General features: G+C 44.1%; 27 protein-coding genes and 4 tRNA genes. 9 read left to right on the top strand and 22 right to left on the bottom strand.

The genetic code is table 11. The features are described from left to right. The first annotated feature begins 244 nt into the window (after nucleotides 1-244). Nucleotides 245-721 (top strand): tRNA (cytidine(34)-2'-O)-methyltransferase, encoded by a 477-nt coding sequence (locus NI464_RS03470; RefSeq protein ID WP_180180459.1) that lies wholly within the window; start codon nucleotides 245-247, stop codon nucleotides 719-721. Between the two features lie 89 nt (nucleotides 722-810). Further along, the gene (locus NI464_RS03475) at nucleotides 811-1,293 is read left to right on the top strand and encodes a hypothetical protein (protein ID WP_276534847.1); all 483 of its coding nucleotides are present in this window, start codon (nucleotides 811-813) and stop codon (nucleotides 1,291-1,293) included. Between the two features lie 68 nt (nucleotides 1,294-1,361). On the opposite strand, the gene NI464_RS03480 is transcribed toward NI464_RS03475, so the two are convergent. The 6 genes from NI464_RS03480 to rpoD form a co-directional block, all read right to left on the bottom strand. Continuing rightward, the gene (locus NI464_RS03480; RefSeq protein WP_004280630.1) at nucleotides 1,362-2,753 is read right to left on the bottom strand and encodes an APC family permease; all 1,392 of its coding nucleotides are present in this window, start codon (nucleotides 2,751-2,753) and stop codon (nucleotides 1,362-1,364) included. 266 nt (nucleotides 2,754-3,019) lie between these two features. Then, a complete protein-coding gene (locus NI464_RS03485) occupies nucleotides 3,020-4,204 on the bottom strand; it encodes an iron-containing alcohol dehydrogenase (RefSeq protein ID WP_253137760.1) in 1,185 nt (394 codons plus the stop codon). A gap of 1 nt (nucleotide 4,205) precedes the next feature. Next, nucleotides 4,206-4,739: a hypothetical protein gene (locus NI464_RS03490; protein WP_180037094.1), complete on the bottom strand. Its 534-nt coding sequence runs from the start codon at nucleotides 4,737-4,739 to the stop codon at nucleotides 4,206-4,208. A gap of 74 nt (nucleotides 4,740-4,813) precedes the next feature. Next, the gene (gene lipB / locus NI464_RS03495) at nucleotides 4,814-5,473 is read right to left on the bottom strand and encodes a lipoyl(octanoyl) transferase LipB (RefSeq protein ID WP_180037095.1); all 660 of its coding nucleotides are present in this window, start codon (nucleotides 5,471-5,473) and stop codon (nucleotides 4,814-4,816) included. Nucleotides 5,474-5,624: 151 nt separating this feature from the next. Then, on the bottom strand, nucleotides 5,625-5,912 hold the full coding sequence (locus NI464_RS03500; RefSeq protein ID WP_004280625.1) for a YbeD family protein: 288 nt from the start codon (nucleotides 5,910-5,912) through the stop codon (nucleotides 5,625-5,627). Between the two features lie 114 nt (nucleotides 5,913-6,026). Further along, on the bottom strand, nucleotides 6,027-7,961 hold the full coding sequence (rpoD, locus tag NI464_RS03505) for an RNA polymerase sigma factor RpoD (RefSeq protein WP_224215688.1): 1,935 nt from the start codon (nucleotides 7,959-7,961) through the stop codon (nucleotides 6,027-6,029). A gap of 350 nt (nucleotides 7,962-8,311) precedes the next feature. On the opposite strand from rpoD, the gene NI464_RS03510 reads away from it, so the two are divergent. Continuing rightward, the gene (locus tag NI464_RS03510) at nucleotides 8,312-8,518 is read left to right on the top strand and encodes a PA3496 family putative envelope integrity protein (RefSeq protein ID WP_004280622.1); all 207 of its coding nucleotides are present in this window, start codon (nucleotides 8,312-8,314) and stop codon (nucleotides 8,516-8,518) included. 71 nt (nucleotides 8,519-8,589) lie between these two features. Continuing rightward, nucleotides 8,590-9,114, top strand: coding sequence for a YecA/YgfB family protein (locus NI464_RS03515; protein WP_253137761.1), 525 nt, complete (start codon nucleotides 8,590-8,592; stop codon nucleotides 9,112-9,114). 71 nt (nucleotides 9,115-9,185) lie between these two features. On the opposite strand, the gene NI464_RS03520 is transcribed toward NI464_RS03515, so the two are convergent. The 4 genes from NI464_RS03520 to trhO form a co-directional block, all read right to left on the bottom strand. Continuing rightward, entirely contained in the window at nucleotides 9,186-9,611 is a 426-nt protein-coding gene (locus NI464_RS03520; protein WP_086044565.1) for an ABZJ_00895 family protein, read from the bottom strand. A 27-nt stretch (nucleotides 9,612-9,638) separates the two neighbouring features. Next, nucleotides 9,639-10,256, bottom strand: a complete 618-nt coding sequence (locus tag NI464_RS03525; protein ID WP_005103990.1) for a DedA family protein — start codon at nucleotides 10,254-10,256, stop codon at nucleotides 9,639-9,641. Nucleotides 10,257-10,343: 87 nt separating this feature from the next. Beyond that, nucleotides 10,344-10,622 carry a hypothetical protein gene (locus NI464_RS03530; protein ID WP_005103989.1) on the bottom strand — a complete coding sequence of 93 codons (279 nt, stop codon included), beginning with the start codon at nucleotides 10,620-10,622 and terminating at the stop codon, nucleotides 10,344-10,346. Nucleotides 10,623-10,828: 206 nt separating this feature from the next. After that, on the bottom strand, nucleotides 10,829-11,761 hold the full coding sequence (trhO, locus tag NI464_RS03535) for an oxygen-dependent tRNA uridine(34) hydroxylase TrhO (protein ID WP_004645789.1): 933 nt from the start codon (nucleotides 11,759-11,761) through the stop codon (nucleotides 10,829-10,831). 188 nt (nucleotides 11,762-11,949) lie between these two features. Between trhO and NI464_RS03540 the strand changes: the two genes are divergently transcribed. The 4 genes from NI464_RS03540 (at nucleotide 11,950) to NI464_RS03555 (ending at nucleotide 15,554) form a co-directional block, all read left to right on the top strand. Beyond that, entirely contained in the window at nucleotides 11,950-12,435 is a 486-nt protein-coding gene (locus NI464_RS03540) for a DUF1289 domain-containing protein (RefSeq protein WP_005252584.1), read from the top strand. Nucleotides 12,436-12,480: 45 nt separating this feature from the next. Beyond that, nucleotides 12,481-13,092 carry a LysE family translocator gene (locus NI464_RS03545; protein WP_153566833.1) on the top strand — a complete coding sequence of 204 codons (612 nt, stop codon included), beginning with the start codon at nucleotides 12,481-12,483 and terminating at the stop codon, nucleotides 13,090-13,092. Nucleotides 13,093-13,182: 90 nt separating this feature from the next. Beyond that, complete coding sequence (locus NI464_RS03550; protein ID WP_253137764.1) at nucleotides 13,183-14,988, top strand: DUF2157 domain-containing protein; 1,806 nt, start codon at nucleotides 13,183-13,185, stop codon at nucleotides 14,986-14,988. After that, on the top strand, nucleotides 14,988-15,554 hold the full coding sequence (locus NI464_RS03555; RefSeq protein WP_253137817.1) for a GDYXXLXY domain-containing protein: 567 nt from the start codon (nucleotides 14,988-14,990) through the stop codon (nucleotides 15,552-15,554). The genes NI464_RS03550 and NI464_RS03555 overlap by 1 nt, the downstream gene beginning before the upstream one ends. A gap of 68 nt (nucleotides 15,555-15,622) precedes the next feature. Here the strand turns inward: NI464_RS03555 and panD are convergent, their stop codons facing one another. From panD to NI464_RS03610, 11 genes are all read right to left on the bottom strand, one after another. Next, nucleotides 15,623-16,003, bottom strand: a complete 381-nt coding sequence (gene panD, locus NI464_RS03560; RefSeq protein ID WP_004280606.1) for an aspartate 1-decarboxylase — start codon at nucleotides 16,001-16,003, stop codon at nucleotides 15,623-15,625. Nucleotides 16,004-16,147: 144 nt separating this feature from the next. After that, a complete protein-coding gene (gene pth, locus NI464_RS03565; protein ID WP_253137765.1) occupies nucleotides 16,148-16,729 on the bottom strand; it encodes an aminoacyl-tRNA hydrolase in 582 nt (193 codons plus the stop codon). An 18-nt stretch (nucleotides 16,730-16,747) separates the two neighbouring features. Further along, a complete protein-coding gene (rplY, locus tag NI464_RS03570; protein ID WP_004645781.1) occupies nucleotides 16,748-17,044 on the bottom strand; it encodes a 50S ribosomal protein L25 in 297 nt (98 codons plus the stop codon). 98 nt (nucleotides 17,045-17,142) lie between these two features. After that, complete coding sequence (locus NI464_RS03575) at nucleotides 17,143-18,096, bottom strand: ribose-phosphate pyrophosphokinase (RefSeq protein ID WP_004280601.1); 954 nt, start codon at nucleotides 18,094-18,096, stop codon at nucleotides 17,143-17,145. A 36-nt stretch (nucleotides 18,097-18,132) separates the two neighbouring features. Further along, nucleotides 18,133-18,207: transfer RNA gene (locus NI464_RS03580), tRNA-Gln, on the bottom strand. Between the two features lie 92 nt (nucleotides 18,208-18,299). Beyond that, nucleotides 18,300-18,374: transfer RNA gene (locus NI464_RS03585), tRNA-Gln, on the bottom strand. Between the two features lie 20 nt (nucleotides 18,375-18,394). Beyond that, nucleotides 18,395-18,469: transfer RNA gene (locus tag NI464_RS03590), tRNA-Gln, on the bottom strand. Between the two features lie 26 nt (nucleotides 18,470-18,495). Next, nucleotides 18,496-18,570 (bottom strand) — tRNA-Gln (locus NI464_RS03595). Nucleotides 18,571-18,572: 2 nt separating this feature from the next. After that, nucleotides 18,573-19,400 (bottom strand): 4-(cytidine 5'-diphospho)-2-C-methyl-D-erythritol kinase, encoded by an 828-nt coding sequence (gene ispE, locus NI464_RS03600; RefSeq protein ID WP_253137818.1) that lies wholly within the window; start codon nucleotides 19,398-19,400, stop codon nucleotides 18,573-18,575. Between the two features lie 21 nt (nucleotides 19,401-19,421). Beyond that, on the bottom strand, nucleotides 19,422-20,000 hold the full coding sequence (lolB, locus tag NI464_RS03605; protein WP_253137766.1) for a lipoprotein insertase outer membrane protein LolB: 579 nt from the start codon (nucleotides 19,998-20,000) through the stop codon (nucleotides 19,422-19,424). Nucleotides 20,001-20,007: 7 nt separating this feature from the next. Continuing rightward, complete coding sequence (locus NI464_RS03610; protein ID WP_034605853.1) at nucleotides 20,008-21,720, bottom strand: tetratricopeptide repeat protein; 1,713 nt, start codon at nucleotides 21,718-21,720, stop codon at nucleotides 20,008-20,010. A gap of 79 nt (nucleotides 21,721-21,799) precedes the next feature. On the opposite strand from NI464_RS03610, the gene hemA reads away from it, so the two are divergent. After that, complete coding sequence (hemA, locus tag NI464_RS03615) at nucleotides 21,800-23,089, top strand: glutamyl-tRNA reductase (RefSeq protein ID WP_180037101.1); 1,290 nt, start codon at nucleotides 21,800-21,802, stop codon at nucleotides 23,087-23,089. A 139-nt stretch (nucleotides 23,090-23,228) separates the two neighbouring features. Here the strand turns inward: hemA and NI464_RS03620 are convergent, their stop codons facing one another. Continuing rightward, nucleotides 23,229-25,151, bottom strand: coding sequence for a DNA primase (locus NI464_RS03620; RefSeq protein ID WP_180037102.1), 1,923 nt, complete (start codon nucleotides 25,149-25,151; stop codon nucleotides 23,229-23,231). Nucleotides 25,152-25,161: the final 10 nt, after the last annotated feature.

A 25,161-nucleotide genomic window follows, 5' to 3' on the forward strand; every position in this document is an offset into this window, starting at 1 on the left:
GCAAAGCATTGCTTTGCCCGAGCGCAAGATGAAGGCTGTGCCTGAAGTAAGAGGATAAGCAAAGCACTGCTTTGCCCGAGCGCAAGACGAAGGCTGTGCCTGAAGTAAGAGGATAAGCAAAGCATTGCTTTGCCCGAGCGCAAGATGAAGGCTGTGCCTGAAGTAAGAGGATAAGCAAAGCACTGCTTTGCCCGAGCGCAAGACGAATGTCGTGTCTGAATTAAATATATTGAGTGAGTAAGCTGTGATCCACGTTGTTTTATATGAGCCTGAAATCCCTGCAAATACAGGCAATATCATTCGTTTGTGTGCTAATACAGGAGCGCAGTTGCATCTGGTCAAACCGTTGGGTTTTGAACTGGATGACAAAAAGCTGAAACGTGCCGGTCTGGATTATCACGAATATGCCAATATGCAGATTTGGGAAAATATCGAAGACTGTCTGGCCGATCTGGCAAGTAAAGGCATTGGGCTGGATGCCATCTATCCATTGACCACCAAAGGTTCTGAAACACCGCACACTTCGGATTTAAACCGTCCTGTGGCCTTGTTAATGGGTCCGGAAACTCGTGGTCTGCCTGAATATGTTCGTCTGATGTTTCCGCAAAAGCATTGGATTCGTTTACCGATGGCAGAAAACTCCCGAAGTTTGAACCTGTCGAATGCCACAGCAGTGATTGTGTATGAAGCTTGGCGTCAGCAGGGTTTTAAAACGCTTTAAGCTGATATTTATGATAATTCTAAAAGCTGCCTTTGGGTGGCTTTTTTATTTTGTGTAACGAATAGATAAACTGCTTTTCACTTCGTTGTATGCTTGAATTTATAACTTTATCAAATATAACAAAAGGTGCTGCTTTGAAGCCTCTATTAAAACTTGTCATCGCATGTTGCCTTGGAACTGTTGCGGCTTCCGTGAGTGCGGAAGAGGGCAGTGCCGCCACATCGGCAACAAAGGAAGTTCAGCCCATTACTCAGGCAGAAATACAGCAGGGTTTGCTAAACATGCAGAAACGCTTAGATACGCGTATTGAAAAATGGGGGCAGAGCCTGAATTCAGATGATTTTCAATGGACTTGGCGGGGGCGTAAATTAAAGCCTGCCAAGCGTGAGGAAGTCTGTGATATTTTTCAAGATGTCGTGGATGAAATGTATCAACTGGCCGTCAAGAATAAAGCCCGTTTAGGTCCGGAAGAGCAAAAGTTATTGTCTAATCGCAGTCTGTTTATTGAGAAACTGGGTTATGAAAATAATCGGGTCAATACCCAGATGGGTTTTGATTGCTATCTGCATTAGTAAAATCAAAACATGACAGACATAAAAAAGGCGCATGAAGCGCCTTTTTTATTTGAAGCAAAACGATATTATTTATCGTCAAATTCATTGTGCTGAGGAGCAGGGTGCTTGAAGCCTTTGGTTTTATAACCTAAGTACAAGATACCGCCAAATGCCCAGATCAGACCGTATTTAAGCGAAGCTTCATCGACTTCTAGCCACAGAGCAAAGACTGAAATGAAGCCAAGTAAAGGAACCACGACAAAGTTCATGATCTCTTTGGCACTCTTGGTACGACCATCACGTAATGCATAACGTGAAATCACCGACAAGTTGACGAAACTGAATGCAGTTAAGGCACCAAAGCTGATCAAAGACACCACAAAATCAAGATCCATAAAGCCAGCAGTTAAAGCCACTGCACCAGCGATCAGGATGTTGTATGAAGGTGTATAGTTTTTCGGGCTAATATGACCGAAGATCTTCTTGTTGATTACGCCATCACGACCCATTACATACATCAGACGTGATACACCCGCATGTGCTGAAATACCAGAAGCCATAACTGTCACAATCGCGAAGTAAAGTACGACTGTTTTAAACGCCACGCCACCGACAGCTTGTAAAATATCCGGCTGTGTTGCAGCGATATCTTCAAAGTAAGTTTTTGGATCATTCGGGAAGAAGATCTGCATGAAGTAAGTACTGATGATAAAGATGATACCTGCCAATAATGCAGTCAAGAAAATCGCTTTAGGTAAGGTTTTTTCGGTATCTTTAGTTTCTTCAGCAAGAGAACTTAAGGAGTCAAAACCTGTGAATGAGAAGCACAGTAAGGTTGCACCGGTAATCAGGGCAGCAACAGAAGTAAACTCATTCCAGAATGGCTCTAAACTCCACAGTTGGTACTTTGCATCGACCAGTGTGCCGTCTGCATTTACGCCACCTTCCAGAAGTTGGTAAACCATCCAGGTGAAGTATGCAATGACGCCCAATTGTACGAATACAATCATACTGTTGAAGTTGGCAACAAATCTCGCACCACGAAGGTTAATCGCGGTCATAAAGGCGGTTAAACCAATGACCCAAACCCAATGGTTCATGTCTGGGAAAAGTGCTTCCAGATAAATCACCGCCAGAATGATATTGACCATTGGCGATAACAGGTAATCCAGCAAGGATGACCAACCCACCATGAAACCTACGTTCGGGTGGATGGATTTTTGCGCATAGGTATAGGCCGAACCCGAAGAAGGGTAGCGACGAATCATATGACCATAGCTCAAGGAGGTTAACAAAATTGCAATCAGTGCAAAAATGTAAGAGGTAGGAACGTGGAAGTTACTTTCTTCAGATACCAGACCAAATGTATCAAACAAGGTCATGGGTTGAATATAAGCTAAACCAATAATAATGATGTGCCAGAGTCCCAGCGTTTTTTGCAGTTTAGCTGCCGATTGAGTCCCAGAGATATTAGTCAACGGCGTTATCCTCTTAATCGTTGATCAAGGATCAGTCATATTTATAAGGATCGTTTGAGACGAACGATCCCCCCTACAGTTTTCTATAAAAGTCCGCCAATCTACTTGAAAAGAACGGCTTTTGCTAGCTATTTTTTTGACTTTTGTCCTGCATAAAATGTGCCATTCAAAAAAGAAATCGAATTTTTTCTTATGCAAGATAAAAGCCTGATGCTTAAAAAAACATCAGGCTAGAATTTCGGCTATATTGGCTTATTTTTCAATAATTACCAAGCCTTTTTTAAGATAGATTTTAAATCTTCCAGGGTGGCTTCTTTCGGGTTATAAATGATGGAACCATCATTCAGGGCTTTCTCTGCCACTTCATCAAGCTGGGCTTCAGAAATTTTACCGGTTTCACGTAATGTGCGTGGTAATTTAGTCAGACTATAAATCCGGTCACGCATGGTCATAATCGTGGCAATGGTTTTGTCAGCACGTAGATGTGCTGGTGTTTGTGCATAAATATCAGCACCGGCTAAAGGCAGGAGCAGATCTGCAATTTTGTCACCATTGACTTCTTTGTTGTATTCCAGCACATAAGGCAGGAATAAGTTCATGCATAAACCATGCGGCAGGTGTGCCACTGCACCCAATGAATGCCCCAGTGAATGTACAATGCCGACCATTGAATTGGAAAAGGCAATTCCCGCCATAGTCGATGCCTGTGCCAGTTCCAGACGGCCTTGCGCATCGGCAGGATTGTCCAGCACATTAAAGAGATGGGCACTGATCTTCTTAACTGCTGCAGTCGCATAAGCATCCGAAATTGGATTGGCTGCCATGCAGGTATAAGCTTCAACCGCATGGGTCATCGCATCCATTGCGGTCATGGCGGTTAAATGCGGCGGCAAGGTCTGGGTCATGCGGGGATCCAGAATTGCAGCATGCGGCATCAGATAATAAGAGGCGAACGGCATTTTGACGTTCTTTTCAGTGTCCGACACGACAGCGACCATGGTCACTTCTGAACCTGTACCAGACGTGGTTGGAATCACAAAGAACGGTTTCAGCGGTTTAGGCAGGTTATGTGCACCCGAATATTTCAGCAAGTCATCACCGCCTTCGGATACCAGAATATTGGTCGCCTTAGAGGTATCAATGACTGAACCACCGCCCACGGCAATGATCGCATCACAATGATTTTCGCGATACAGTTTTGCTGCACTGCGTACTGTACCCAAGCTAGAGTCGGGTGGTACGTCATCAAAAATCGCTACAATTGCAGCATCCGCCATTTCAAATGCAGCTTCAATCGGTGCCAGCAAATTGTTGGCACGGACGCCTTTGTCAGTAATGATGAGCGGACGTTTGGCCCCCAAAGTCGCAAGTTCAAACGGAATATGTTCTAACGCGGCATGACCGGCAATCACTTTGACCGGACAGAAAAATTCATAATAAGGTTTAGCCATGTTATACACTCCGTTTCAAATAGGATTGAGCGATTTTTAGATAAATACTGCTCGCTTCGCTTAGTTTTTCTTTTAGGCTCAGATTGCTTGGATATTCTTTCACTGCCAGTTGTGCCACCATTTTCGGCAAAATCAGCGCTTCCATTTTATTCAGGCAGCGTACCAGACGAATGGCATTGGAAATATCGCCATCAGCAATCATACGGTCATTGGCAAAAGCCTGTGAGGTGCTTTCCTGAAAAGAAAACACCAAAAAGGCATGGTGCAGATGTTTAAAGGTAATGATCAAATCAGGTGCTTTTTCCAGATTTTTGACCAGTTCCAGTTGTTTGTCCTCAGTGACCCGCGCCACAAAGGCTGGGCCATGCGGAAAAACTTTCATGGAAAGAGTAAAATTTTCTGGAAAATGGGCCACTTCCTGTTTGATTTCTTTATCCACCTGACTTGCCATGACCAGACCTCGGCCAATCACATCCATCATGAGTTTGACATAGGCAAGCTGCAAAGCGGGTTTTACGGATTTAGTCGCAATCACGTGATGATCCCTATCTCAATATTATTAGTTTAGAGTAAATACTCTAATTTATTTGGGGTTGAAATGCAAAGGCTTTATCTTTGCTCGACAGTTATTTGCTTAAAGTACCCGCTGTGGCGCAAAGTTTCAATAATTTCAGTGCACAACTGGCTAAACTGGGGTGGTTGTTCGAGCAGGTCACTCATGCGTACCATTTCCAGTCCTGCATAGCCACAAGGATTGATGGTGTTGAATCCGCTCAGATCACAATCCAGATTTAGGGACAGACCATGGTAGCTACGGCCTTTGCGAATTTTAAAACCGAGTGAGCCGATTTTACGTTCAGCCACATATACACCAGGTGCATCCGGTTTGGCATAGGCATCAATACCATATTTTTTTAGCAAATCAATCATCAGGTTTTCAGCATAAGACACCAGGGTGCGCACATTCCAGCCCAGACGATTCAAGTCAAACATGAAGTAAGCCACCAATTGACCGGGACCATGCCAGGTCACCTGACCACCACGATCGGTCTGAATCACCGGAATATTGCTTGGTATTAAAATATGTTCCGGTTTGCCTGCCTGACCTTGAGTCAGTACATCCTGATGTTGCAAAATCCACAATTGATCCGGGCTATGTTCATCACGGGTTTCCGTAAATGTTTTCATTTCCAGAAAACGATCTTCATAAGATGTGAGGTCGTGATATTGACGAATGATCAGCTCGGGCTTTTGCAGCACATCAGTCACAGGAAGTGTCCTTAGTAATTATAAAAAACTGGTCATAATTATAATGATTTCGGCATGAAATAGGGGTGAGATCAGCAATATTTCATGGGTATCTTAGCGCTGTATAGGTATAAAAAAAACACGCCCGGAAGCGTGTCTTTTGTATTTTCGATTACAGTGCTGTTTTAATTAGCGGGCAAGCGGCCAAATCTGCATATACTGCATGCACCTGTTCCAGTTCCAAAAAGCGCAGTTGTGCGGTAATGGAATGGTATTTTCCAGTACGTGATGGCGTAATACTGACGCTATCACCTTCAAAATCTGGAAAATGTTTCAGAAAAATGTCGATGACAGCATGACGCAATTCATCGCCCGCAAGGCCAATCAGTTTAATCGGATAATCCATAGGGAAAACCCAAAGATGTTCTTGAAGTTCACGAGATGGTGTACGGTCTAACATGGTAGTCCCCCTGATTTGAAACGCCTGCAATCATGCAGGCGTTTGGGTTTGTCTTGGCTACTTAAAATGGAGACTGATGATCAAATTTCAAGTCTCCAGAATAAGCATCAAATTTTAATCATTCTCAAGGAATGAACGTAAGTGTTCTGAACGTGATGGATGGCGAAGTTTACGCAGCGCTTTCGCTTCAATCTGACGAATACGTTCACGTGTTACGTCAAACTGTTTGCCCACCTCTTCCAAAGTATGGTCAGTCGGCATGTCGATACCAAAACGCATTTTTAGGACTTTGGCTTCACGTTCAGTCAGGTTTTCCAGAACTTCACGTGTTGCTTCTTTCAGGCCTTCAGACGTTGCCGCATCAATTGGTGACGTGATGTTGCTGTCTTCAATGAAGTCACCCAGATGTGAATCTTCATCATCACCGATCGGTGTTTCCATCGAAATTGGTTCTTTGGCGATTTTCAGTACTTTACGTACTTTAACTTCGTCCATTTCCAGACGTTCGCCCAGTTCTTCAGGAGTCGGTTCACGACCCATTTCCTGTAGAAGCTGACGAGATACACGGTTGATCTTGTTGATCGTTTCAATCATGTGTACCGGAATACGAATGGTACGTGCCTGATCCGCGATCGAACGAGTAATCGCCTGACGAATCCACCAAGTCGCATAAGTCGAGAATTTATAACCACGACGGTATTCAAACTTGTCTACGGCTTTCATCAGACCGATGTTACCTTCCTGAATCAGATCCAGGAATTGCAAGCCACGGTTGGTATATTTCTTCGCAATCGAAATGACCAGACGTAAGTTCGCTTCAACCATTTCTTTCTTGGCACGACGTGCTTTGGCTTCACCGACAGCCATACGTTTGGCAATGTCTTTAATACCTTTTACATCAAGACCAAGCTCTTTCTCGATATCGGCAATTTTTTGCTGGAAGGCCAATACGTCTGGACGTACTTTTTCCAGATAAGCTTTCTGGTCTGCAGGTGTTTTCGCAATCTGCTCATCTAACCAGGCTGGATTCGATTCCTGACCCGGGAAGCTGGTACGGAACTGGGTACGATCCATACGGCCACGACGTACTGCATAGCGCATCACTTCACGTTCTGCACCACGAATCTGGTCATGGGTACCACGAATCATTTCAGAAATGATATCAAATAGACGCGGGGTAAATTTGAACATCATGAATACAGTTGCAAGTGCCTGCAAAGCTTCTTCAGCCTGTTTGCTGTCACGACCATGTTTTTCAATAGTTGCTTTGGTATTCAGCCACGCATTTTCCAGTTCAGTAAAACGCGCTTTAGCAATTTCAGGATCTGGACCAGAATCTGCTTCTGATTCATCATCAGAATCTGCTTCTTCTTCCTCTTCATCATCGTCCAGTTTTACATCTTTGGTCGATTTTTTCGAGTCAGTCTCATCTTCAGCAAGAACCGCTTCTTCTTCTAGAACTTCAGGAATTTCTTCATCTGATTCAGGATCTAAATAACCTGATAAAAGGTCAGCAAGACGGCGTTCACCCGCTTCATAATCTTTGTATTCTTGCAGTACCACTTCTACCGCATTCGGCCAGTAAGCAATCGAGTGCAAAACATCACGAATACCTTCTTCGATGCGTTTTGCGATGCTGATTTCGCCTTCACGAGTCAGAAGTTCTACTGTACCCATCTCACGCATATACATACGTACAGGGTCAGTGGTACGGCCTGGCTCGTTTTCTACCGAGGCAAGTACGGCTGCAGCTTCTTCTTCTGCAACTTCATCCGCCGCTTCTGCAGTATCTTCGAACATCGTATCATCAGATTCAGGCGCGCGATCATGTACCGGAATACCGACATCATTCAGCATCTGAATGATGTCTTCAATCTGCTCGCTTTCTGTGATGGAGTCCGGCAGATGATCGTTAACCTCAGCGAAGGTTAAATAACCTTGTTCTTTGCCTCGGCTAATCAGAGCCGCTACTTGAGAAGTAGGGGAAGTCATATCGCTCATCTTTTGCTTACTCTTCGTTGAATCTGTGGCAGTAAAAAACCGTACAATGCTGCACGATTTAAGCTCGTTAAATTTAGTGAATAGCCTACATATTTCATCAGGGAATTCAGCATGAAAGCTGTCTGATAAAATATTTAAAATGAAATTCAGTAATTTAAGATGGGGGTGAATTTGTTGTTTTCAAGTTCATCCCATGCGTGTCTGTTTATGACTCAAAAAGGAGAATCAAAAAACATAAGCACGCAGGGTGGATTATATCATGGCACACAATTGAGACAGAAAAAACCCCTAATTACAAATTAAAAATACGAAAATCCAAATAAAACTTGACTTGTTATTTTAGGCACGATAAATAGCGCTTAAATCCTTTTACATTTTTCACTCATGAGGAAGTTTTAGTGTCTTCTACAGATTTTGAACTAGATGATAACTTCGGTGAAGATGATGTTAATTTCGATGAGGCTTCTAGCAAGCTCAGTGCTAAAGAGTCGTTGGAAAAACGTCGTCTGATCGATGATCTGCTGACCCAACGTCGTTTAGAGCGCGAACTCAAAGATTTTGACTATGACTTCGACGATGACGACGATTTTGATGACGAAGATTAACGAATTCGGATTTAGCATAGCCTGAATAAATGCTATGCTAAACCTTTCGGTTTTCTAAGTTTGGATGTTAGATGAGTGCTTTAGATTTAGACCTGTTGAGTGAATATCTAGATGGTGACCAAAATGAACATGGTCTAGATTTCGCGGCAACCCATGGTTTCTTATGTGCTATTGCAGTAGGCCCAAAATTCGACAAATGGTTAGACGAACTTTTTGATAGTAATCAAAAGAAAGTGCCTGTAGAAATCATCACTCAGGTGCAAGCATGGTTAGAGTCTATTCGTCAAAGCTTAGCCAATGAAGAAGGGATTACGTTCCCGTTTGAAATTGAAGAAGCAGATACTGAATCAAGCTTGGGTGACTGGAGTGTGGGCTTTGTAGACGCCATGTTCCTAAACGAAGACGCTTGGTTTACTGAAGAATTTGAAGAACAACTGGTGGATTTAACCCTGCCAATCATGGTCTTCAGCGGCATTGATGATGAAGATCCACAAATGGAAACTTTCCGTCGCAATGGCCAGTTAATGGATGAACTTGCAGAAGAAATTCCAGAAAACTTAAATGAATTGTATCTGATGTATCACACTCCAGAATAATTCATAAAAAAAGCACCGCAGGGTGCTTTTTTTAGCTTTGGTCTTTTTGCATCTTTGAGAGCTGCTCGATCCTATTTTCTTTCCAAGCCTGTACGCTTGGCCAGACTATAGCGTGCATAAGCATTGTAGGCGATATGGAACAGTAAGGCATGTAAGGCAATACTTGCAGCCACCAGGAATGAATTTGTTCCTCTTCCTGTATAGGTGATGGTTCTATAAATCTCATCTGTCTGCGGGTTCATCCAGATGACCACTACTAAAAAGATAAACCCGAATGTCATGGCAATTATAGTGGAGCCCCAGACCAGTTTGCTTTTCTCTTGCTGAGTCGGCAAACGAAGTTCTTTCTTAACAAAGTATCGGGCACTGAGAAAGGCAGAAGCAATCAGGGCAGGAATCAGCAGAATGGCGCCCAGATTGAATACATAGATGAATATGCCTACCAATAGAACCAAGGTCAGATAAACGGTGGCAAAATATTTAAGATAATGCGACATCGTTTTAATCTCCTTAAGGGATCTTCCTCAGGATGGACGATTTTTACGCTGCTGTCTACGGTAGAAAATCCAGATAATAATTACCGCAACAATGGCAATAATCACATAACTGACTTTACTGAAAATTTGCTGCATCAACTGCTGGTTTTCGCCAAAATAAAATCCGACACAGGCCAAAAATGTAGTCCAGATGATGGTTCCAAGTGCGCTATAGAACATAAATTTCCAGAAGGGCATATGACTCATGCCGGCAGGAATGCTGATCAGCGAGCGGACGGCAGGAATCATGCGGCCAAAAAACACAATCCGGTGACCATAATGCTCAAACCAACTGAGTGATTTTTTCACATCCTCTGATTTAATAAATAAATATTTGCCATAACGATCGACAAATTTAAAAATAGAATCATGGTTAAATTTATAGCCAATCCAGTATAGCAAGGCGGCTGCTAGTAGAGAGCCGATACAGCCGGACATGATGACCCCGAAGAGTATTAACTCGCCCTGAGAGGCGGAATAGCCCGCGGAAGGCATAATAATTTCGGAAGGGATTGGCGGGAAGACATTATCCAGGAACATGAGCAGGGCAATGCCCCAGTAGCCCAGTTGCTCCATGACGGAAATAATCCATTCGGTCAGATTCATATGATTGGCAAAATAAAAAATACTGCCTGTATCCTAAGCAGTATTTTTTGTGCGGTAAAGTCTTGGAATATAAATGATCAGACAGAATCAGCTATGTGTCAGGGTATAAATATAAACTTTACGTAAGAAATAGGCCAAGCAGATCGGCAAAATACTCAACAGGATAAAATGCATGATGCTGGTATTGATATGGTAACCAATGAACAGCGCCAAGATTGCGCCAATAATGGTTCCCAAGATAACGACGAACAGATGTGACTGCTGTTCAAGCTCTTCAGAAATTTGATGAAGTCGTTGCAGCTTTATATTTTCTTTTGGTTGAAATTGAACCAGATTGTCTGAATCTCGAGCAAGTGAGCCTGCCATTTTATATTCCTTTTCAAGTAAAAATTTCAGTTAATAATGAAAGACTTAGCTTGTAAATCACCGTATCATTAGACTAACAATCTTGTTTGGAAAAAAATGAGGTTCTTGGTAAGGAATTGGTAAGAGTTTTATTACTGTTGTGATTTTTATGTAAACAAAAAACCCTCCGAAGAGGGTTTTTATATATTTCATTACAAAAGGCCAAATTAGAGGCGTTTGCGTTTTGCTGCTAAAATTTGTGATTGACGCATACGGAAACCTTCTTTTTGTTTCTCCGAGGTTTTGTCAATACAGTACACACAAGAGACACCATGTTCATAACTTGGGAGGGCAACTTCTTCTGGAAGTAAAGGCCAGCCACACGCATGACACTTGGTGTTTTGGCCTTCTTCAACACCGTGCGTTACGGCAGTACGACCATCAAACACGAAGCATTCACCTTCCCACATGCTTTCTTCAGCCGGGGTTTCTTCCAGGTATTTCAAAATACCGCCTTTCAGGTGATAAACTTCAGTGAAGCCTTCTTGAAGAAGTAAAGAGGTTGATTTTTCACAACGAATACCACCTGTACAGAACATCGCAATCTTCTTGTCTTTGTGCTGTTCCAGATTATTTTTCACGTATTCAGGGAATTCGCGGAAGCTTTCAGTTTTCGGGTCAATTGCACCTTTGAAAGTGCCGGCTTTGTATTCGTAATCGTTACGTGTATCGACCAGAATCACGTCATCACGTGCAATCAGTTCGTTCCATTCTTTTGGATCAAGATAGTGACCGACTAAATCACGCGGTTTTACTTCCACGCCTAAAGTCACGATTTCTTTTTTTAATTTAATTTTCATCTTACGGAATGGCTTTTCAGAACTGTCAGATTCTTTGTATTCCATTTCGTTAAAACCTTCATTTAGAAGGAACTGGTGAATTTGATCAATCGATGCACGGTCGCCTGCAACCGTACCGTTAATGCCTTCACCTGCCACAATTAGAGTACCGCAAAGGTTGATGGATTTTACCAGGTCCAAAAGACGTTGCTGAAGATCGGCAGGATCTTGAACTTCTTTGAATTGATAAAGTGCGGCAACAACCCAACCAGTCGTCGCTTGCTGTTCTACAGGTGCAAGCTGTTCTACAGTAGCGTTCATGGAATACTCCAACGTAGCATGATATTTGAAAGGCGCACATTTTAGCTTGATTCGAGTGAATAAGCGAGTAAAACGCAAGTCTTTTAACAGGCTTCAATTCATGAGGGAGAGCGTGTATAGTCATGCCCGACCCAGGATTTTGTGCAGTGATGCAGATACTGAAATTTGCAGTATCTTTGGAGTGTGTTTTGAGTTCAGATCGTCGTATTGCGTCTTTAACCCCATGTGCAGGGCGTTGTTCGACCGTATTTGGTGATGCGGTATGTCGTGGTTGCCGCCGTTTTAATCATGAAGTGATTCACTGGAATACGTATAGTGCCGAGCAGCATCGAGCTGTGTGGCAACGCCTGGATGCACAGCTGGATCAGATTCTGGTGCCGCTGTTACCGCATGCCGATCTTGTCAAAGTGCAGGCCTTTGTGCTGTCGAAACGGGTGCGTTTGCGTGATGATGCTTCCAAAGGGCGCAAGTTGTATCATGCTTTAAAGTTGTGTGAAAAAAATCGGCATTTTACCGACGATAGTGGTTTGGGCATCCATTATAAGCAGGTGCGTCCGTTGTGGGATGAGTTTGAGCGCCGGATCTTGGCCTTGGCTACTGCCAGTTATGATCTGGCTTTTCTGCGGGCAGACGGTATCAGTCAGCATCTGATTCATATACAAGAGGAGGATTAAGTCCTCTTTTTTTATGCATAAAAATAACAATAGCTGAGGGGTGGCATGAATATTAGTGAATATTTTTTATATTGTCTGGCTGTTGTGGTGATGATCGCTACACCTGGCCCAGTGATGTTGCTGGTTGCTAGCGCCGGTTTAAAAGGTGGCTATACGGCAGCTTTAAGAACCATTTTTGGTACCAATTTTGCCTCCCTAGTTTTAATTGCTTTATCTATATTAAGTTTGAAAGGTTTGCTGGTTATCAATGCGCAATGGCTAGATACGATCAAGTTACTGGGCTGTTTATATATTGGCTATCTAGGCTGGCAGATTTTCCGTGAAGTTATTTTTAAGCAGCAGGAGCAAGCTCAGGAGAATCTAGTTCCTGTGCATGGTGGTTTTCGACAAGGTTTTTTGGTTGGTATTTCTAATCCGAAGGACATTATTTTCTTTGCGGCTTTTTTCCCGCAGTTTATCGGGATTACTCCTGATCTTGATTTAAGTTTAATTATTTTGACTTTGAGCTGGATTCTCCTGGATTTTCTGACTTTGTCTGTGGTGTATTTGGGTTTCAACCACTTATCCCATTCTCGACTCTATCCACATTTGCTGGCATTGTGCGGCATGATTCTGCTCATGATTGCAGGGTACGGAATTTATCAAATCCTGATTTAAAAATGTACAGCATACTTGGACTGTTCCTGCCTGGCATATCCTGCAAAAATCATGCTAAGGTGAAATCAAATAAAAATTGAACAGATTAGCATGTCCAGAACAGTACCATCGCCAGATCGTCCATTTTCCCCGCTGTTATTTATTCAACCTGCTGTGATTCAAATTCTTCAAATCATTGGGCTGGCGCTGATCGCTGTCAGTATCGTGTATCTGCTGGCAGCAAACTGGTGGATGTTGCCCAAATTTGTCCAGCTGTTTATTCCTCAAATTTTATTGCTGGGTTCAGCATTGCTGAGTGTGCGTTTCACTGCGCGGGAAAAGTTAAGACAAAGTCTGGATACTGTATCGGGTCTAATGCTGGGCTTAAGTCTGGCCGTGATTGGACAGATTTATCAGACTGGTGCTGACAGTTATCAGTTATTTCTGCTTTGGGCTTTGCTGTTGCTGCCTTGGCTGTATCGGCCGAATATTGGGATCTTTGCATTATTTTGTGTGGTCAGCCAGTTAGCACTCTATTTTTATTTTAAACAAAGCTTTTGGCTGGTGCGTGCTGAAACTCTTTATCTGCTCGGTCTGAATCTGTTGACCGGGCTAAGTATGATCTATGCCTTACGTTATTATCCGGTTTTGCGCTATCTGTTTATCGCTGTCGTGGTGCTTATTTCAGTAGTAAGTATGTTCCGGTTTATCGACTCGGATTCGATCTGGTATTTGGCTTCGGTGCTGGTTCTGCCTATTTTATTCAGTGTTTATTTCTATACCCGAAAGCAACAGCTTGAAACCAGTTTGCTTGTTGCAGGACTGGCCCTGAGTTTTAGTGTTCTCATTTTTGATCTCACTCAGCAATATTTACAGGATTCTGCCGCTGGCTTATTGATACTAGCTTTGCTGATATTCAGCTGGTTCGCAGCTATTACAGGTCTGCTGATCAAGCTGTTGCCCAAGAGCCGGTTTTCGGTCATTCCATTGGCTCTGGGCGCGTGGATTGCTGGTGTGATCTTGGCCATGCTGTTGCTGACCTATTGGAAAAGTTTTTCGATTCTGATGGGAATCATTTTTATCGCAGTCGCCTGGTGGTTGATTCGTAGCAAGCCCTCAGTTTTTATGCGGCAATTGGCTTATTGTTTATGGGTTTGCGGTCAGGCCGCGGTATTGATTCATACTCAATTACTCACAGAGAGTCTATTGCTAATCTGGCTGATACAAGTCGGCATTACGCTGCTGACTATCATGAGTCGTATGCATTGGCTGGTGGTGCTGTTGCAGTTGTTACTTGCACATATACTGGGAATTGCAGTTCTGGTCGACCAACATGCATTTTTTCAGGATCAGCGCCTGCTGACGTGGATCATGCTGCTGAATTACAGCATTCTGACAGGAGCTTTGCTTACTGCGAGATACTGGCTCGCTTCAGCTTATGCCAAAAGCATGAATTTATGGATGATTAGTATTTTGGTGGTGACGGCTATTTTTCAATGTTTACTGCAATTTGGTGTGGCTCAGCAATTGCAGCCACGCGGTATAGATGAAGCCATTATTTTCTATATTTTGCCAGCTTTCTGGCTATTGAGTTTTGTCGGGATTCATCTCAAGCAATTTTCACGAATTCAACTCTGGCTCATTCCTGCTGCGGGAATTCTGCTGATTGCATTGGGTTACTTTGAAATTTTTATCATTTTAGTGTTTATGGCTTGGGCCATGGTGAATCAACAACGATTGATGCAAGCCTTGACCATTTTGCTACTGATCTTCTGGTTATGGCTGCTGTATTACAATCTGGGACTAAGTTTTTTATTTAAAAGTGTCAGTATTTTTGCCTCAGGTGTGCTGGTGTTGCTTTTGGCTTATGTGTTGAGTTCACCGAAGTTCCAGCTGAAAGCAGGAGTGGTCTCATGATGAAAAAGTTTATGGCACTGCATCTTAGTATTTTTAGCATTGCCTTATTTGCGGGTTTAATCATCCAGCATGAATGGCATCTGGCAAAAAGTGACAGTATCTTTGTCGAGTTGGCACCTGTCGATCCGCGTTCGATCCTGCAAGGAGATTATATGGCACTGAACTATGATCTGCATTTTAGCGCAGTGGCAGCGGAGAATGGTTCCGAACAGCCAGTTTCTGACATCAGGACTGAAGATTTTAAAAATCAATCCAATGTGATGAGCTATGTACAGCTGGATCAACAGCGCAGAGTTATCAAAACCAGTTTTGATCGAAGTGCACTCAATCAGTCGGAACGTTCAGCCCGATTAATTCTGAAAAACCCACGCAATACTTTTGAGGCTTTGTATCCTGCTGCCAACAGTTTCATGTTCGCCGAGGGGCTGGAGCCGTGTTATCGTAACGCCAAATTTGTAGAGCTGAAGGTGAAGGAAAATGGTGAGGCCTTGTTATTTGATTTGCTGGATCAACAATTAAAACCTTTAAACTGTGAAAGCTCTAAAAGCTGGCGAGAGGGCAGTTAAACAGGGCAATATTCCAGTATTAAAAAAGCCCGCGATGTGCGAGCTTTTGGGTATCTGGTCTGATCAGCTTATGCGACTTGTACCGGAATACAGTTGGCAGTGTGGCTGACTGTATTGTTTGGGTTAGCATAAACTAAGCGAGGCTGATGGGCATTCGCTTCAGCTTCAGTGAAATCGCCAAAGGTTGCAATAATCACGATATCGCCTACATCGGCTTGATGCGCAGCGCCACCATTGACTGAAATGATGCCTGAATTGTCTTCGCCACGAATTGCATAAGTTGCAAAACGTTTACCATTGGTCACGTTCCACACATGAATTTCTTCGTATTCACGAATGCCAGCCAAATCCATCAAAACGCCATCAATTGCACATGAACCTTCATAGTGTAGTTCTGCATGTGTAACGTGAGCGCGGTGAATTTTGCATTTTAATAAACGAGATAGCATGGCTAGCGTCCCCTGAGTTGACCTAAGAGTTTGATCATTTGGTTAAATCAATCTTGCTTGCTGTATGGTGAACAATCGAGCAAACGCATTTTGCGCTTAAATAAACTTTCTGGCAAGCGGAATTGTCCAGCAATTTTTGAATGTTTAGTTCGGCTTATATGCGTTGATTTGATTCATGGCTTGCTGTACTTCACCGTTCACCAGCATTTTTGTGCGGGCGAGAGCATGGGAAATCGCATCATCCATTAAGTTCTGTTCGCTGCTAGGTGCTTTACTGAGCACATGACCGGAAACACGGTCTTTGGCACCAGGATGACCAATTCCAATACGCAGGCGATGGAAGTTTGAACCAATATGCGGAACGATATCGCGTAGACCATTATGACCACCGTGACCACCGCCAGTTTTCAGGCGAATGATACCAGGATTCATGTCCAGTTCATCATGGGCAATCAGGATCGATTCAGGTGCGATATTGTAAAATTTGGCGAAAGGAACAACACTTTTACCGGAAAGGTTCATAAAGGTTGTCGGTAGAAGAAGACGGACGTCTTGACCTTCGATATTGCCACGACCGCTAAATCCATTGAATTTTGGGTCTTTTTTGAGGGTAATGCCATATTGGTCTGCAAGGCGTTCTACGAACCAGAAGCCTGCATTATGGCGGGTTTGGGCATACTCAGAACCTGGGTTACCCAAACCAACAATCAGTGAAATATTTGACACTAATTACACCATTAACACTTATGCGCGTTTGAAGTCAGCGTGCATTGGTGTGTTTTTAGCTGGGTGACGTTGTAACGCTTGGATTTTCACGCTTTCAACTTTACCGTCTACATCAATTTCGATAACTTCTTCAAAGAATGAATTGTTTTCTAAGAATTTAACAAGCTGACGAAGCTCAACAGTAATTGCTACAGGAGCAGCTTCACCACCGTAGATGATTGCAGGAACTTTAGCTTGAAGACGAAGGCGGCGGCTCGCACCTTTCCCTTGAACTGCTTCTTCACGTGCTGCTGCGTTTAATACGAAGTTTGCCATGATAGACATCCTATTTAAGTTAAATGAACCAGACTTGCGACCAGTCTGGTGAGTAAAAGCCCTACTAAATGGCAGGGCTTTGAAAATTCAGCGCTCTATTATAGATAAGAATCGAACATTGCGCTAATAGATTCTTCGTTGTTAATACGACGAATCGTTTCGGCAACCATGCTGGCTACTGAAACCTGGCGAATCTTGCCCAGTGCTAAAGCTTCATCAGAAAGAGGAATGGTATCAGTCACAACCAGTTCATCAATCACAGAATTCTTTAAGTTTTCAATCGCTTTACCAGAAAGTACTGGATGCGTTGCATACGCAACAACCTTGCGAGCACCGAAAGTTTTCAATGCATCGGCAGCTTTGCAAAGCGTACCAGCAGTATCTACCATGTCATCGACGATGACACAATCACGATCTTTTACATCGCCAATCAAATGCATCACTTGTGATTCATTCGCTTTTTGACGACGCTTATCGATGATTGCAAGATCGATATCGCCCATTTGTTTCGCAACAGCACGTGCACGAACGACACCACCGACGTCAGGTGAAACCACCATCAGGTTGTGATGCGATTGTTGACGCAAGTCAGCAAGTAGCGCTGGTGTACCGTAGATGTTGTCTACAGGGATATCGAAGAAGCCTTGGATCTGGTCAGCGTGCAAGTCGATCATCACAACACGGTCAACGCCTACAGTAGTGAGCATGTCTGCTACAACTTTTGCAGTAATTGGAACACGTGCTGAACGTGGACGACGGTCTTGACGAGCATAACCAAAATAAGGAATCACGGCAGTAATACGACCTGCACTTGCACGACGCAAAGCATCAGCCATTACTAAGATTTCCATCAGGTTATCGTTAGTTGGGGCACAAGTAGGTTGTACGATAAATACGTCTTTACCACGAACGTTTTCAGTAATCTCGACAGCAATTTCACCGTCAGAGAACTGACCTACAGAGGCAGCGCCTAGAGGAATATGTAAGTGACTTACGACTTTTTGAGCGAATTGTGGATGCGCAGATCCACTAAAAACGACAAGATTGGGCATGAAGCACCCTTGGCGGTTGGGATATATGGGAATAGATGGCAGGGGTAGCTGGATTCGAACCAACGGATGCCGAGATCAAAACCCGGTGCCTTACCACTTGGCGATACCCCTAATGCGGCAGAACTTTAATATTTTTGCGGTAAAGTGTCAAGGTAAATTAACAGTCTTACAGCAAATGAGTGCTCTGTCTTTTTTCGAGAAAATGGCAGGGGCGGCTGGATTCGAACCAACGGATGCCGAGATCAAAACCCGGTGCCTTACCACTTGGCGACGCCCCTAAATTTGATGAACTGTAAGATGGCAGGGGTAGCTGGATTCGAACCAACGGATGCCGAGATCAAAACCCGGTGCCTTACCACTTGGCGATACCCCTAATACAGTACATCTACAGGTGAAGAATGGCAGGGGTAGCTGGATTCGAACCAACGGATGCCGAGATCAAAACCCGGTGCCTTACCACTTGGCGATACCCCTATTTACACTTTAAACTGAACTAAAGGTGATTCTTGTAAACTGTTGACCAAGTAAGCTTTACATGGTGCATTTGCAAGAATATCTTCGATATTCAGATTTTCAGTGATTTCAATAAACACACAAGCACCTGTACCTGTAAGCTTTGCTTTTCCGAACTGGTCGAGATATTGCATTGCTTCATCGACTTCAGGATATAAGCTTCTTGCCAGTGGCTCAAAGTTATTTCCAAAATCAGATGGCGTTTCCTGATAGGCGCAAAATTTAGAGCTCTTCGTGTCTCTTGTCAATGCTTTTTGCGAAAAAAGCAGTTGAGTGCTGATAAAACAATCAGGTTTTAACACAATGAATTTTTTTTGATCTAAGTCTATGAATGTTAAGTGTTCGCCAATGCCTTCGGCCCAGGCATTTTTGCCATGCACAAATATTGGCACATCTGCGCCTAGCTTGACCCCGAGTTCTGCCAGTTGTTCAATATTTAAACCGCACTGCCAGAGTTGGTTCAGCACAATCAGGGTCGTCGCGGCATTGGAAGAGCCGCCACCGAGACCTGCACCCATCGGGATATTTTTTTCCAGACGAATTTTTAGTCCAGAGAGCGTCTTAGCATAGGGCTTCAACAACTGTATCGCCCGATAGATTAAATTCTGTTGCAGATCCACTGAGGCCAGACCTTCTATCTGAATCGCATCATCAGCACTTTGTTCAAACTCCAGCCAGTCATATAGGTCAATCAGCTGAAAAATACTTTGCAGCTCATGATAGCCATTTTCACGGCGACCGGTGATATGTAAAAACAAATTCAGTTTAGCAGGCGAGGGAACACGAATCATCATGGGCTGGAATCAGGTCAATTAACGGTTTTCAATGATCATTGTAATACGGTTTTCTGCACCATTTCCAAGTGACTGCTTTAAAATCAAACGGTTTGGCATTTTGGCCTGCGCATTATAATTGAGATCGACCGTCCAGCCCTGTTCGATAATCTGGTTAATTCGCTGTGTATCGTCTTTTTGTAATTTGGCAGTCGTGGTAGCAGGGCGGGCTTGTACCCAATCGACTAAATAACTGATCGGCGCTTGCCAGCCGGTTGCACGTTGCAGTAATTCTTCGGCACTGGCTGCCTGAATCACACCGGTTTTTGCGCTGTTTAAGGTCACTTGTCCCGGTGTGCCAGAAATCTGGGTTTTACCGACGCCTAAGATACCGCTGAGCTCAATATCGAATTCTTCCTGCTGTTGTACCCAGGTAAAGAATGCGCTGCCAGTCTGTTGAGGGGTACGAACGCCAATTTTACCTTGCAGCTGAAATTGATTCTCTGCCTGTACAGACGGGGTGGCAGGCGCTTGAGGCCTGATCATCTGCTGACAGCCAGTTAAAAATAAAGCAGTGGCTGCAAAGGCACAGCAGCCCAATTGGCTCAAATTGCGCATAAATTAATTAACTCGTTTTGGTTTGTGGTGCTAACAATAGCGAATTAAGTTGTTTCAATTCTGGGTCATTTGGATGGTTTTGTTGTAATTGTTGTAACACTTGGTGGAATTGTTGTAGATCACCTTTCATGTACAAGGAACGGGCATAACGCACGCCAATCTTCACATTCGGATTCAATTGATAGGCTTTGTATAACACATCCGCAGCTGTGGTGAAGTCATTCTGTAAATAACAGATATAACCATAGGTATCCAGAATCGATGCCTGTTCTGGTGCATATTCTAGTGCCTGTTCGACATAGCGGCGTGCTTCTTCGAGGCGACGGTTTTGCATCGCCAGGGTATAGGCATAGGCATTCAGATAGGTCGGACTGTTCGGTTCAATTTTAAGTAAAGTGCTGAGTAGTTCATCCAGCTTGACGCGATCCTGATGGGGATCCAGCAACAGAACTTGCGAATAGACCAGTTCAGGGTCATCCGGCAGGTTTTTGCTGGCTTCTTCCAACAGGCGAATCGCAGCTTTTTTATTCTGCATGCGCGTCAAAATATCCGCCTGAGCTAGATAGAGGAAGCTGGCATGTTGTGGATAATTCACCCTTTCCTGGGTTAAGAAACGCAGCGCATCATGCAGCTTATCCTGCTGGGCGAAAATCGAGATCATGTTGCGACGTGAGACGGTGTAAAGACTGCCATCGACCAGACGATAATAAGCTTTCGCCGTTTCATAATGCTGTTTGCGTTCTGCATTCACCGCCAAGTAATAATAGGCTTCGTTTTGATATTGCGCAGAATAACGCAGTTCGACCAGATATTTTTCGGCTTTCTCGTATTCTTCCAAGTCAATACTGGTCAGTCCGGCAATGAACAGGGCTTCTTCAGCAGTCGGCCATTTTTTTAGAATGTCTTGCAGTTTTTTCAGAGCCAAAGTCGCTTCGTTCAGCTTGACCAGATATTTGACTTCGGCCAGACGTACATCCAGATTATTACGGTGTTTACCGCTGGATTTTTCATACCATTGCAGTGTCGCCTGAGTATCGCCGAGTGCATTGAGCAGATTGGCCTTCATCAGGATATAGCCGGTCGCATTCGGACGTTTTTTTAAGGCGCGGTTAACTGTATTTAAAGCCTGTTCAAGCTGACCATTTTGTGCTTCCAGACCGGCCACTAGCACCAGAATAGATGGATTGTCCTTGGCTTTAGTGGTGCTTAAGGCCTGAATCAGATAAGTACGATCCTCTGTGCCTTCCGGTGAAATTCCGGCGAGAATTTCTTCCAGATCGGCACTGTCATCAATTTGCAGGATTTTTTCTAAGGTCTCAGCAGCCAGCTCATATTCATGCGCTTTAAGGGCAATATGTGATAAATAAAATAAAGCAGGGACGTCTTGTGGCTCTTGTACCACCCAGTGCGTGGAGATATCTAGTGCTGCCTGTAGGTCATCATGTTCCAGCGCGACATTCAGTGCACGCTGCTTGACTGAAGTGGAATTGCTCTTGATCGCCAGCACCGTATAGTTGTGCAAAGCAGTCGGAATGTCATGTGCAGCGATGGCAAACTCAGCCATCATACTTTGTTTTATCGCATCATAATTTTGATTTGCATGGTAAACTGCTTCCGCTGCATAAAGATGCGCAGTCGAAGCCATGCTACCCACCAGTAGGAATGTGGTAGAATATTGCTTAATTGTAGGGCCGTTGATACGGCTAATTGTTTGACGCAATTTTTTATTGATCCAAGTAATGCTTTTTATGACACCGATGTTGCACAATAGCATAAATTTAGTGAAATGATGACCTGATATGTCTTTCTTTGCATTGGGTGTCAACCATCAAACTGCCTCTGTAGAACTGCGTGAACAAGTGGCGTTTAACCCTGAAAAGTTAAGTGCCATTCTTGCCGAGCAAAGCCAACACCCTGAACTGAACGACATGGTGGTGGTGTCTACATGTAACCGGACCGAAGTTTACGCCATGTCTGACAATGCTGACATGGTGCTGAACTGGCTCGCCCAGAAAAATGGGGTGGATGTCAAACAACTGCAACATCATGTCTATCGTTATGAAAATGCCCAGGCAGTGACGCATCTGATGCGCGTCGCCAGTGGACTGGATTCACTGATGCTGGGTGAACCACAAATTCTGGGACAGGTCAAAACTGCACTTTCTCTGGCCAAAGACTCCCATACGGTGTCGCGCGATCTCAACCGGATTTTTGAATATGCTTTTTATGCCGCTAAACGCGTGCGTTCGGAAACGGCTGTCGGCAGTCATGCGGTCTCGATGGGCTATGCGGTGGCGCAACTGGCCTTGCAAGTATTTAGTCATCCGGACAAGCTGACCATTATGGTGGTAGCAGCCGGGGAGATGAACAGTCTGGTGGCCAAACACCTCGCAGAGATGGGGGTGGGCAAGATTATTATCTGTAACCGTACCCGCGAGCGTGCGGATATTCTGGCACAGGAAATTGCACATCGAGTTGAAGTTGAAATTATAGATTTTGATCAGCTTGCAGAAAATCTGCATCGTGCCGATGTCATTTCCAGTTGTACCGGCAGTTTGCATCAGGTGATTCACTATCCTGATATCAAGGCAGCATTAAAGAAACGCCGTTACCAGCAGATGCTGCTGGTCGATCTGGCAGTGCCACGCGATATTGATGCCAAAGTAGAAAGCCTGGACGGGGTTTATCTGTATGGGGTCGATGACCTGCAAAGCGTGATTGAGGAAAATCTGGCACAGCGCCGTCAAGCGGCTGTTGAGGCTGAGATCATGGTCAATCAGCTGGCTACAGAACTGATGACCCAGCAAAAGGTCAAACAGGCCGGGGCGACCATTCATGCCTATCGTGACCACGGGGAAACATTACGTCAGGAAGAATTGTCACTGGCAATGCAGCGTATTGCCAAGGGCGAAAAGGCGGAAACGGTACTGGCCGAGTTTTCACATCGTTTAACCCAAAAACTGTTGCATCCAACTTCTATTGTGCTGCGTGAGGCGGCCAAAGCGGAAGATCCTACCTATTTTGAGCTGTTACAGGAAGAACTGGGCAATGTAGTCGCGAAGCGTCGTAAATCCAGGCATTCGTTTTAATCAGCATGATGAGAAGCTTGGTTCTTTGCTGATTTGTACTTCAACATAAAACCCAGCCTGATTATTTGAGAAAATTATAAATAATAATGTGAGCTAGCAGTGACTTCATTGGATTCAAAAGAATCAATAATTTGAAAAATTAATCTTCTAACAGGGTCATTGAGCGTTTGCGGTCAATCTCATAAATCTGCATTTTCAGGTTTTTCATTTCTGCAATACTGTTAAATTTCTTGGATTTAATCTTGTTTTTTAAACACTGATATTGCAGCTTGGTTGAAAAATCAGCCGCGAGCTTATCGGCCTGTTCCGGCGATGAGGTGTAATCGCTGACATTGGCATGCTGCAGAATATGCTGCAGTTCATGATGATGGGCTGCGCAGGCACCGAGCACATAATAGATCGACAGTTCAGGATCATCCGGCAAGTCATCAAAAATCACATTCAGAATATTCAAAATCTTAAACAGCAACTGATCTTCCGCTACTAGCGCGCGCAGTGGTTCAAAATGAATATACAGATAAGGATGATTCATCAAGATCGCAATCACATATTCTTCAGCATCAATTTTGGTACTAAAGCTTAAAGATGCATCTGTATTGACCTTAGGTTGCCATTTACGATTAAAGCCCAGTTTTTCGCGGAAAAATTGCTGCAGCAGATAACGGAAGGAGCCGTGTTTGGGCAGTAACTCGGTCAGATTTTTTAGTTCACCCATAACCTGACTCTTGCCTTCAGGTGTGGTGATGTCCTGATTTTGGGTCAGATGGGCAAACACGAAGTCCGACATCAATGGCGCCTGTTCCAGCAAGCGTCTGAAATTCTCTATGCCTTCACGACGGATCAATGAATCGGGGTCATGGTCAGCGGGCAAGACAAAAAACTTCAGCTCTCGGCCATCATTCAGCAGGGGCAGGGCAATGTCCAGAGTACGGCGTGCTGCTTTTTGACCGGCAGCGTCTCCGTCAAAGGCAATGGTCAGCCGATTGCTCTGCTTGAACAGAATATTCAGATGATCTGTATTACTGGCTGTACCTAAAGTGGCTACTGCGCCATGAATGCCATATTGCTGGAGCGCAATCACATCCATATAGCCTTCGACCATTAGCCATTCTTGGGCTTTCTGCTTGCGGCTCTCATAGAGGCCGTACAGCAACTGGTTTTTATGGAAGACTTCAGAATCTGGCGAGTTGATATATTTAGGCTTGATCTCGTCATTCAGGGCACGGCCGCCAAAGCCGACTACGCGCCCCTTGGTATCACGGATCGGGAAAATCACCCGTTCACGCAGCAGGTCAAAGTCACGGCCACTGTCACTGGTACGAATCAGACCGAGGAGTTTTAGGCCTTCAATATCCTGAGGAAAGGCTTTTTCCAGATGTTGCCAGTCTTCAGGCGCATAGCCTAAGCGCCAATAGGCAATGGTTTCTGCAGTCAGACCACGCTGTTTAAAGTATTGCTGAGCACTCGGGCTATTTGGGAGTTGGCGCTCATAGAACTGCGCGATATTTTCCAGCAGGTCGTAGAGATTACCGTCTTGCTGAACTTCAGCCATGGGCAGGTGTTCAAATGAAGCAAAAGGGTCACCATAAAAATCCTGTTCGACTGCCTGAAACTCTGCAAATGGATCGAAACTCGCCGTAGAGGCAGCACTATTATTTTCTGTTGGGGCGTTATTTTGTTGCGGCTGAGCTTGTGGTGCCGCTTGAGCAGGCGCAATTTTAGGTTTGGCTGCTTCACGTTTATATTTTAATTTATTGGAATCGGTATTGTCTTTAGGCAGTTCGATGCCGGTCTGACTGGACAGGTCTTTCATCACTTCGACAAAATTACGGCTGCCAATGTCCATTAAAAAACGGATGGCATTACCGTTGGCCTGACAGCCAAAACAGTGAAAATACTGTTTGTCACGATAGACGTGGAAAGACGGTGATTTTTCCTGATGAAAAGGGCAGCAGCCTGAATAGGTACGGCCTGTTTTTTTCAGTTTTACGAATTGACCAATCACATCGACAATATCGGTGCGATCGAGAATCTGATCAATCGTATGTTGAGGAATGGCCATGGTCTGCTGA

Origin of the sequence: Acinetobacter lwoffii (assembly GCF_024129685.1) — a bacterium.
Lineage (GTDB): Bacteria > Pseudomonadota > Gammaproteobacteria > Pseudomonadales > Moraxellaceae > Acinetobacter > Acinetobacter lwoffii_X.

What these genes read in the sequence shown, in the direction of transcription:
- NI464_RS03575 (WP_004280601.1), bottom strand. Translation starts at nt 18,096, where the DNA reads ATGCCCAATCTTGTCGTTTTTAGTGGATCTGCGCATCCACAATTCGCT.
- rplY (WP_004645781.1), bottom strand. Translation starts at nt 17,044, where the DNA reads ATGGCAAACTTCGTATTAAACGCAGCAGCACGTGAAGAAGCAGTTCAA.
- NI464_RS03555 (WP_253137817.1), top strand. Translation starts at nt 14,988, where the DNA reads ATGAAAAAGTTTATGGCACTGCATCTTAGTATTTTTAGCATTGCCTTA.
- NI464_RS03475 (WP_276534847.1), top strand. Translation starts at nt 811, where the DNA reads ATGCTTGAATTTATAACTTTATCAAATATAACAAAAGGTGCTGCTTTG.
- NI464_RS03530 (WP_005103989.1), bottom strand. Translation starts at nt 10,622, where the DNA reads ATGGCAGGCTCACTTGCTCGAGATTCAGACAATCTGGTTCAATTTCAA.
- NI464_RS03500 (WP_004280625.1), bottom strand. Translation starts at nt 5,912, where the DNA reads ATGTTAGACCGTACACCATCTCGTGAACTTCAAGAACATCTTTGGGTT.
- NI464_RS03520 (WP_086044565.1), bottom strand. Translation starts at nt 9,611, where the DNA reads ATGTCGCATTATCTTAAATATTTTGCCACCGTTTATCTGACCTTGGTT.
- panD (WP_004280606.1), bottom strand. Translation starts at nt 16,003, where the DNA reads ATGCTATCTCGTTTATTAAAATGCAAAATTCACCGCGCTCACGTTACA.
- NI464_RS03485 (WP_253137760.1), bottom strand. Translation starts at nt 4,204, where the DNA reads ATGGCTAAACCTTATTATGAATTTTTCTGTCCGGTCAAAGTGATTGCC.
- NI464_RS03515 (WP_253137761.1), top strand. Translation starts at nt 8,590, where the DNA reads ATGAGTGCTTTAGATTTAGACCTGTTGAGTGAATATCTAGATGGTGAC.
- NI464_RS03620 (WP_180037102.1), bottom strand. Translation starts at nt 25,151, where the DNA reads ATGGCCATTCCTCAACATACGATTGATCAGATTCTCGATCGCACCGAT.
- NI464_RS03545 (WP_153566833.1), top strand. Translation starts at nt 12,481, where the DNA reads ATGAATATTAGTGAATATTTTTTATATTGTCTGGCTGTTGTGGTGATG.
- hemA (WP_180037101.1), top strand. Translation starts at nt 21,800, where the DNA reads ATGTCTTTCTTTGCATTGGGTGTCAACCATCAAACTGCCTCTGTAGAA.
- trhO (WP_004645789.1), bottom strand. Translation starts at nt 11,761, where the DNA reads ATGAACGCTACTGTAGAACAGCTTGCACCTGTAGAACAGCAAGCGACG.
- NI464_RS03525 (WP_005103990.1), bottom strand. Translation starts at nt 10,256, where the DNA reads ATGAATCTGACCGAATGGATTATTTCCGTCATGGAGCAACTGGGCTAC.
- NI464_RS03550 (WP_253137764.1), top strand. Translation starts at nt 13,183, where the DNA reads ATGTCCAGAACAGTACCATCGCCAGATCGTCCATTTTCCCCGCTGTTA.
- lolB (WP_253137766.1), bottom strand. Translation starts at nt 20,000, where the DNA reads ATGCGCAATTTGAGCCAATTGGGCTGCTGTGCCTTTGCAGCCACTGCT.
- ispE (WP_253137818.1), bottom strand. Translation starts at nt 19,400, where the DNA reads ATGATTCGTGTTCCCTCGCCTGCTAAACTGAATTTGTTTTTACATATC.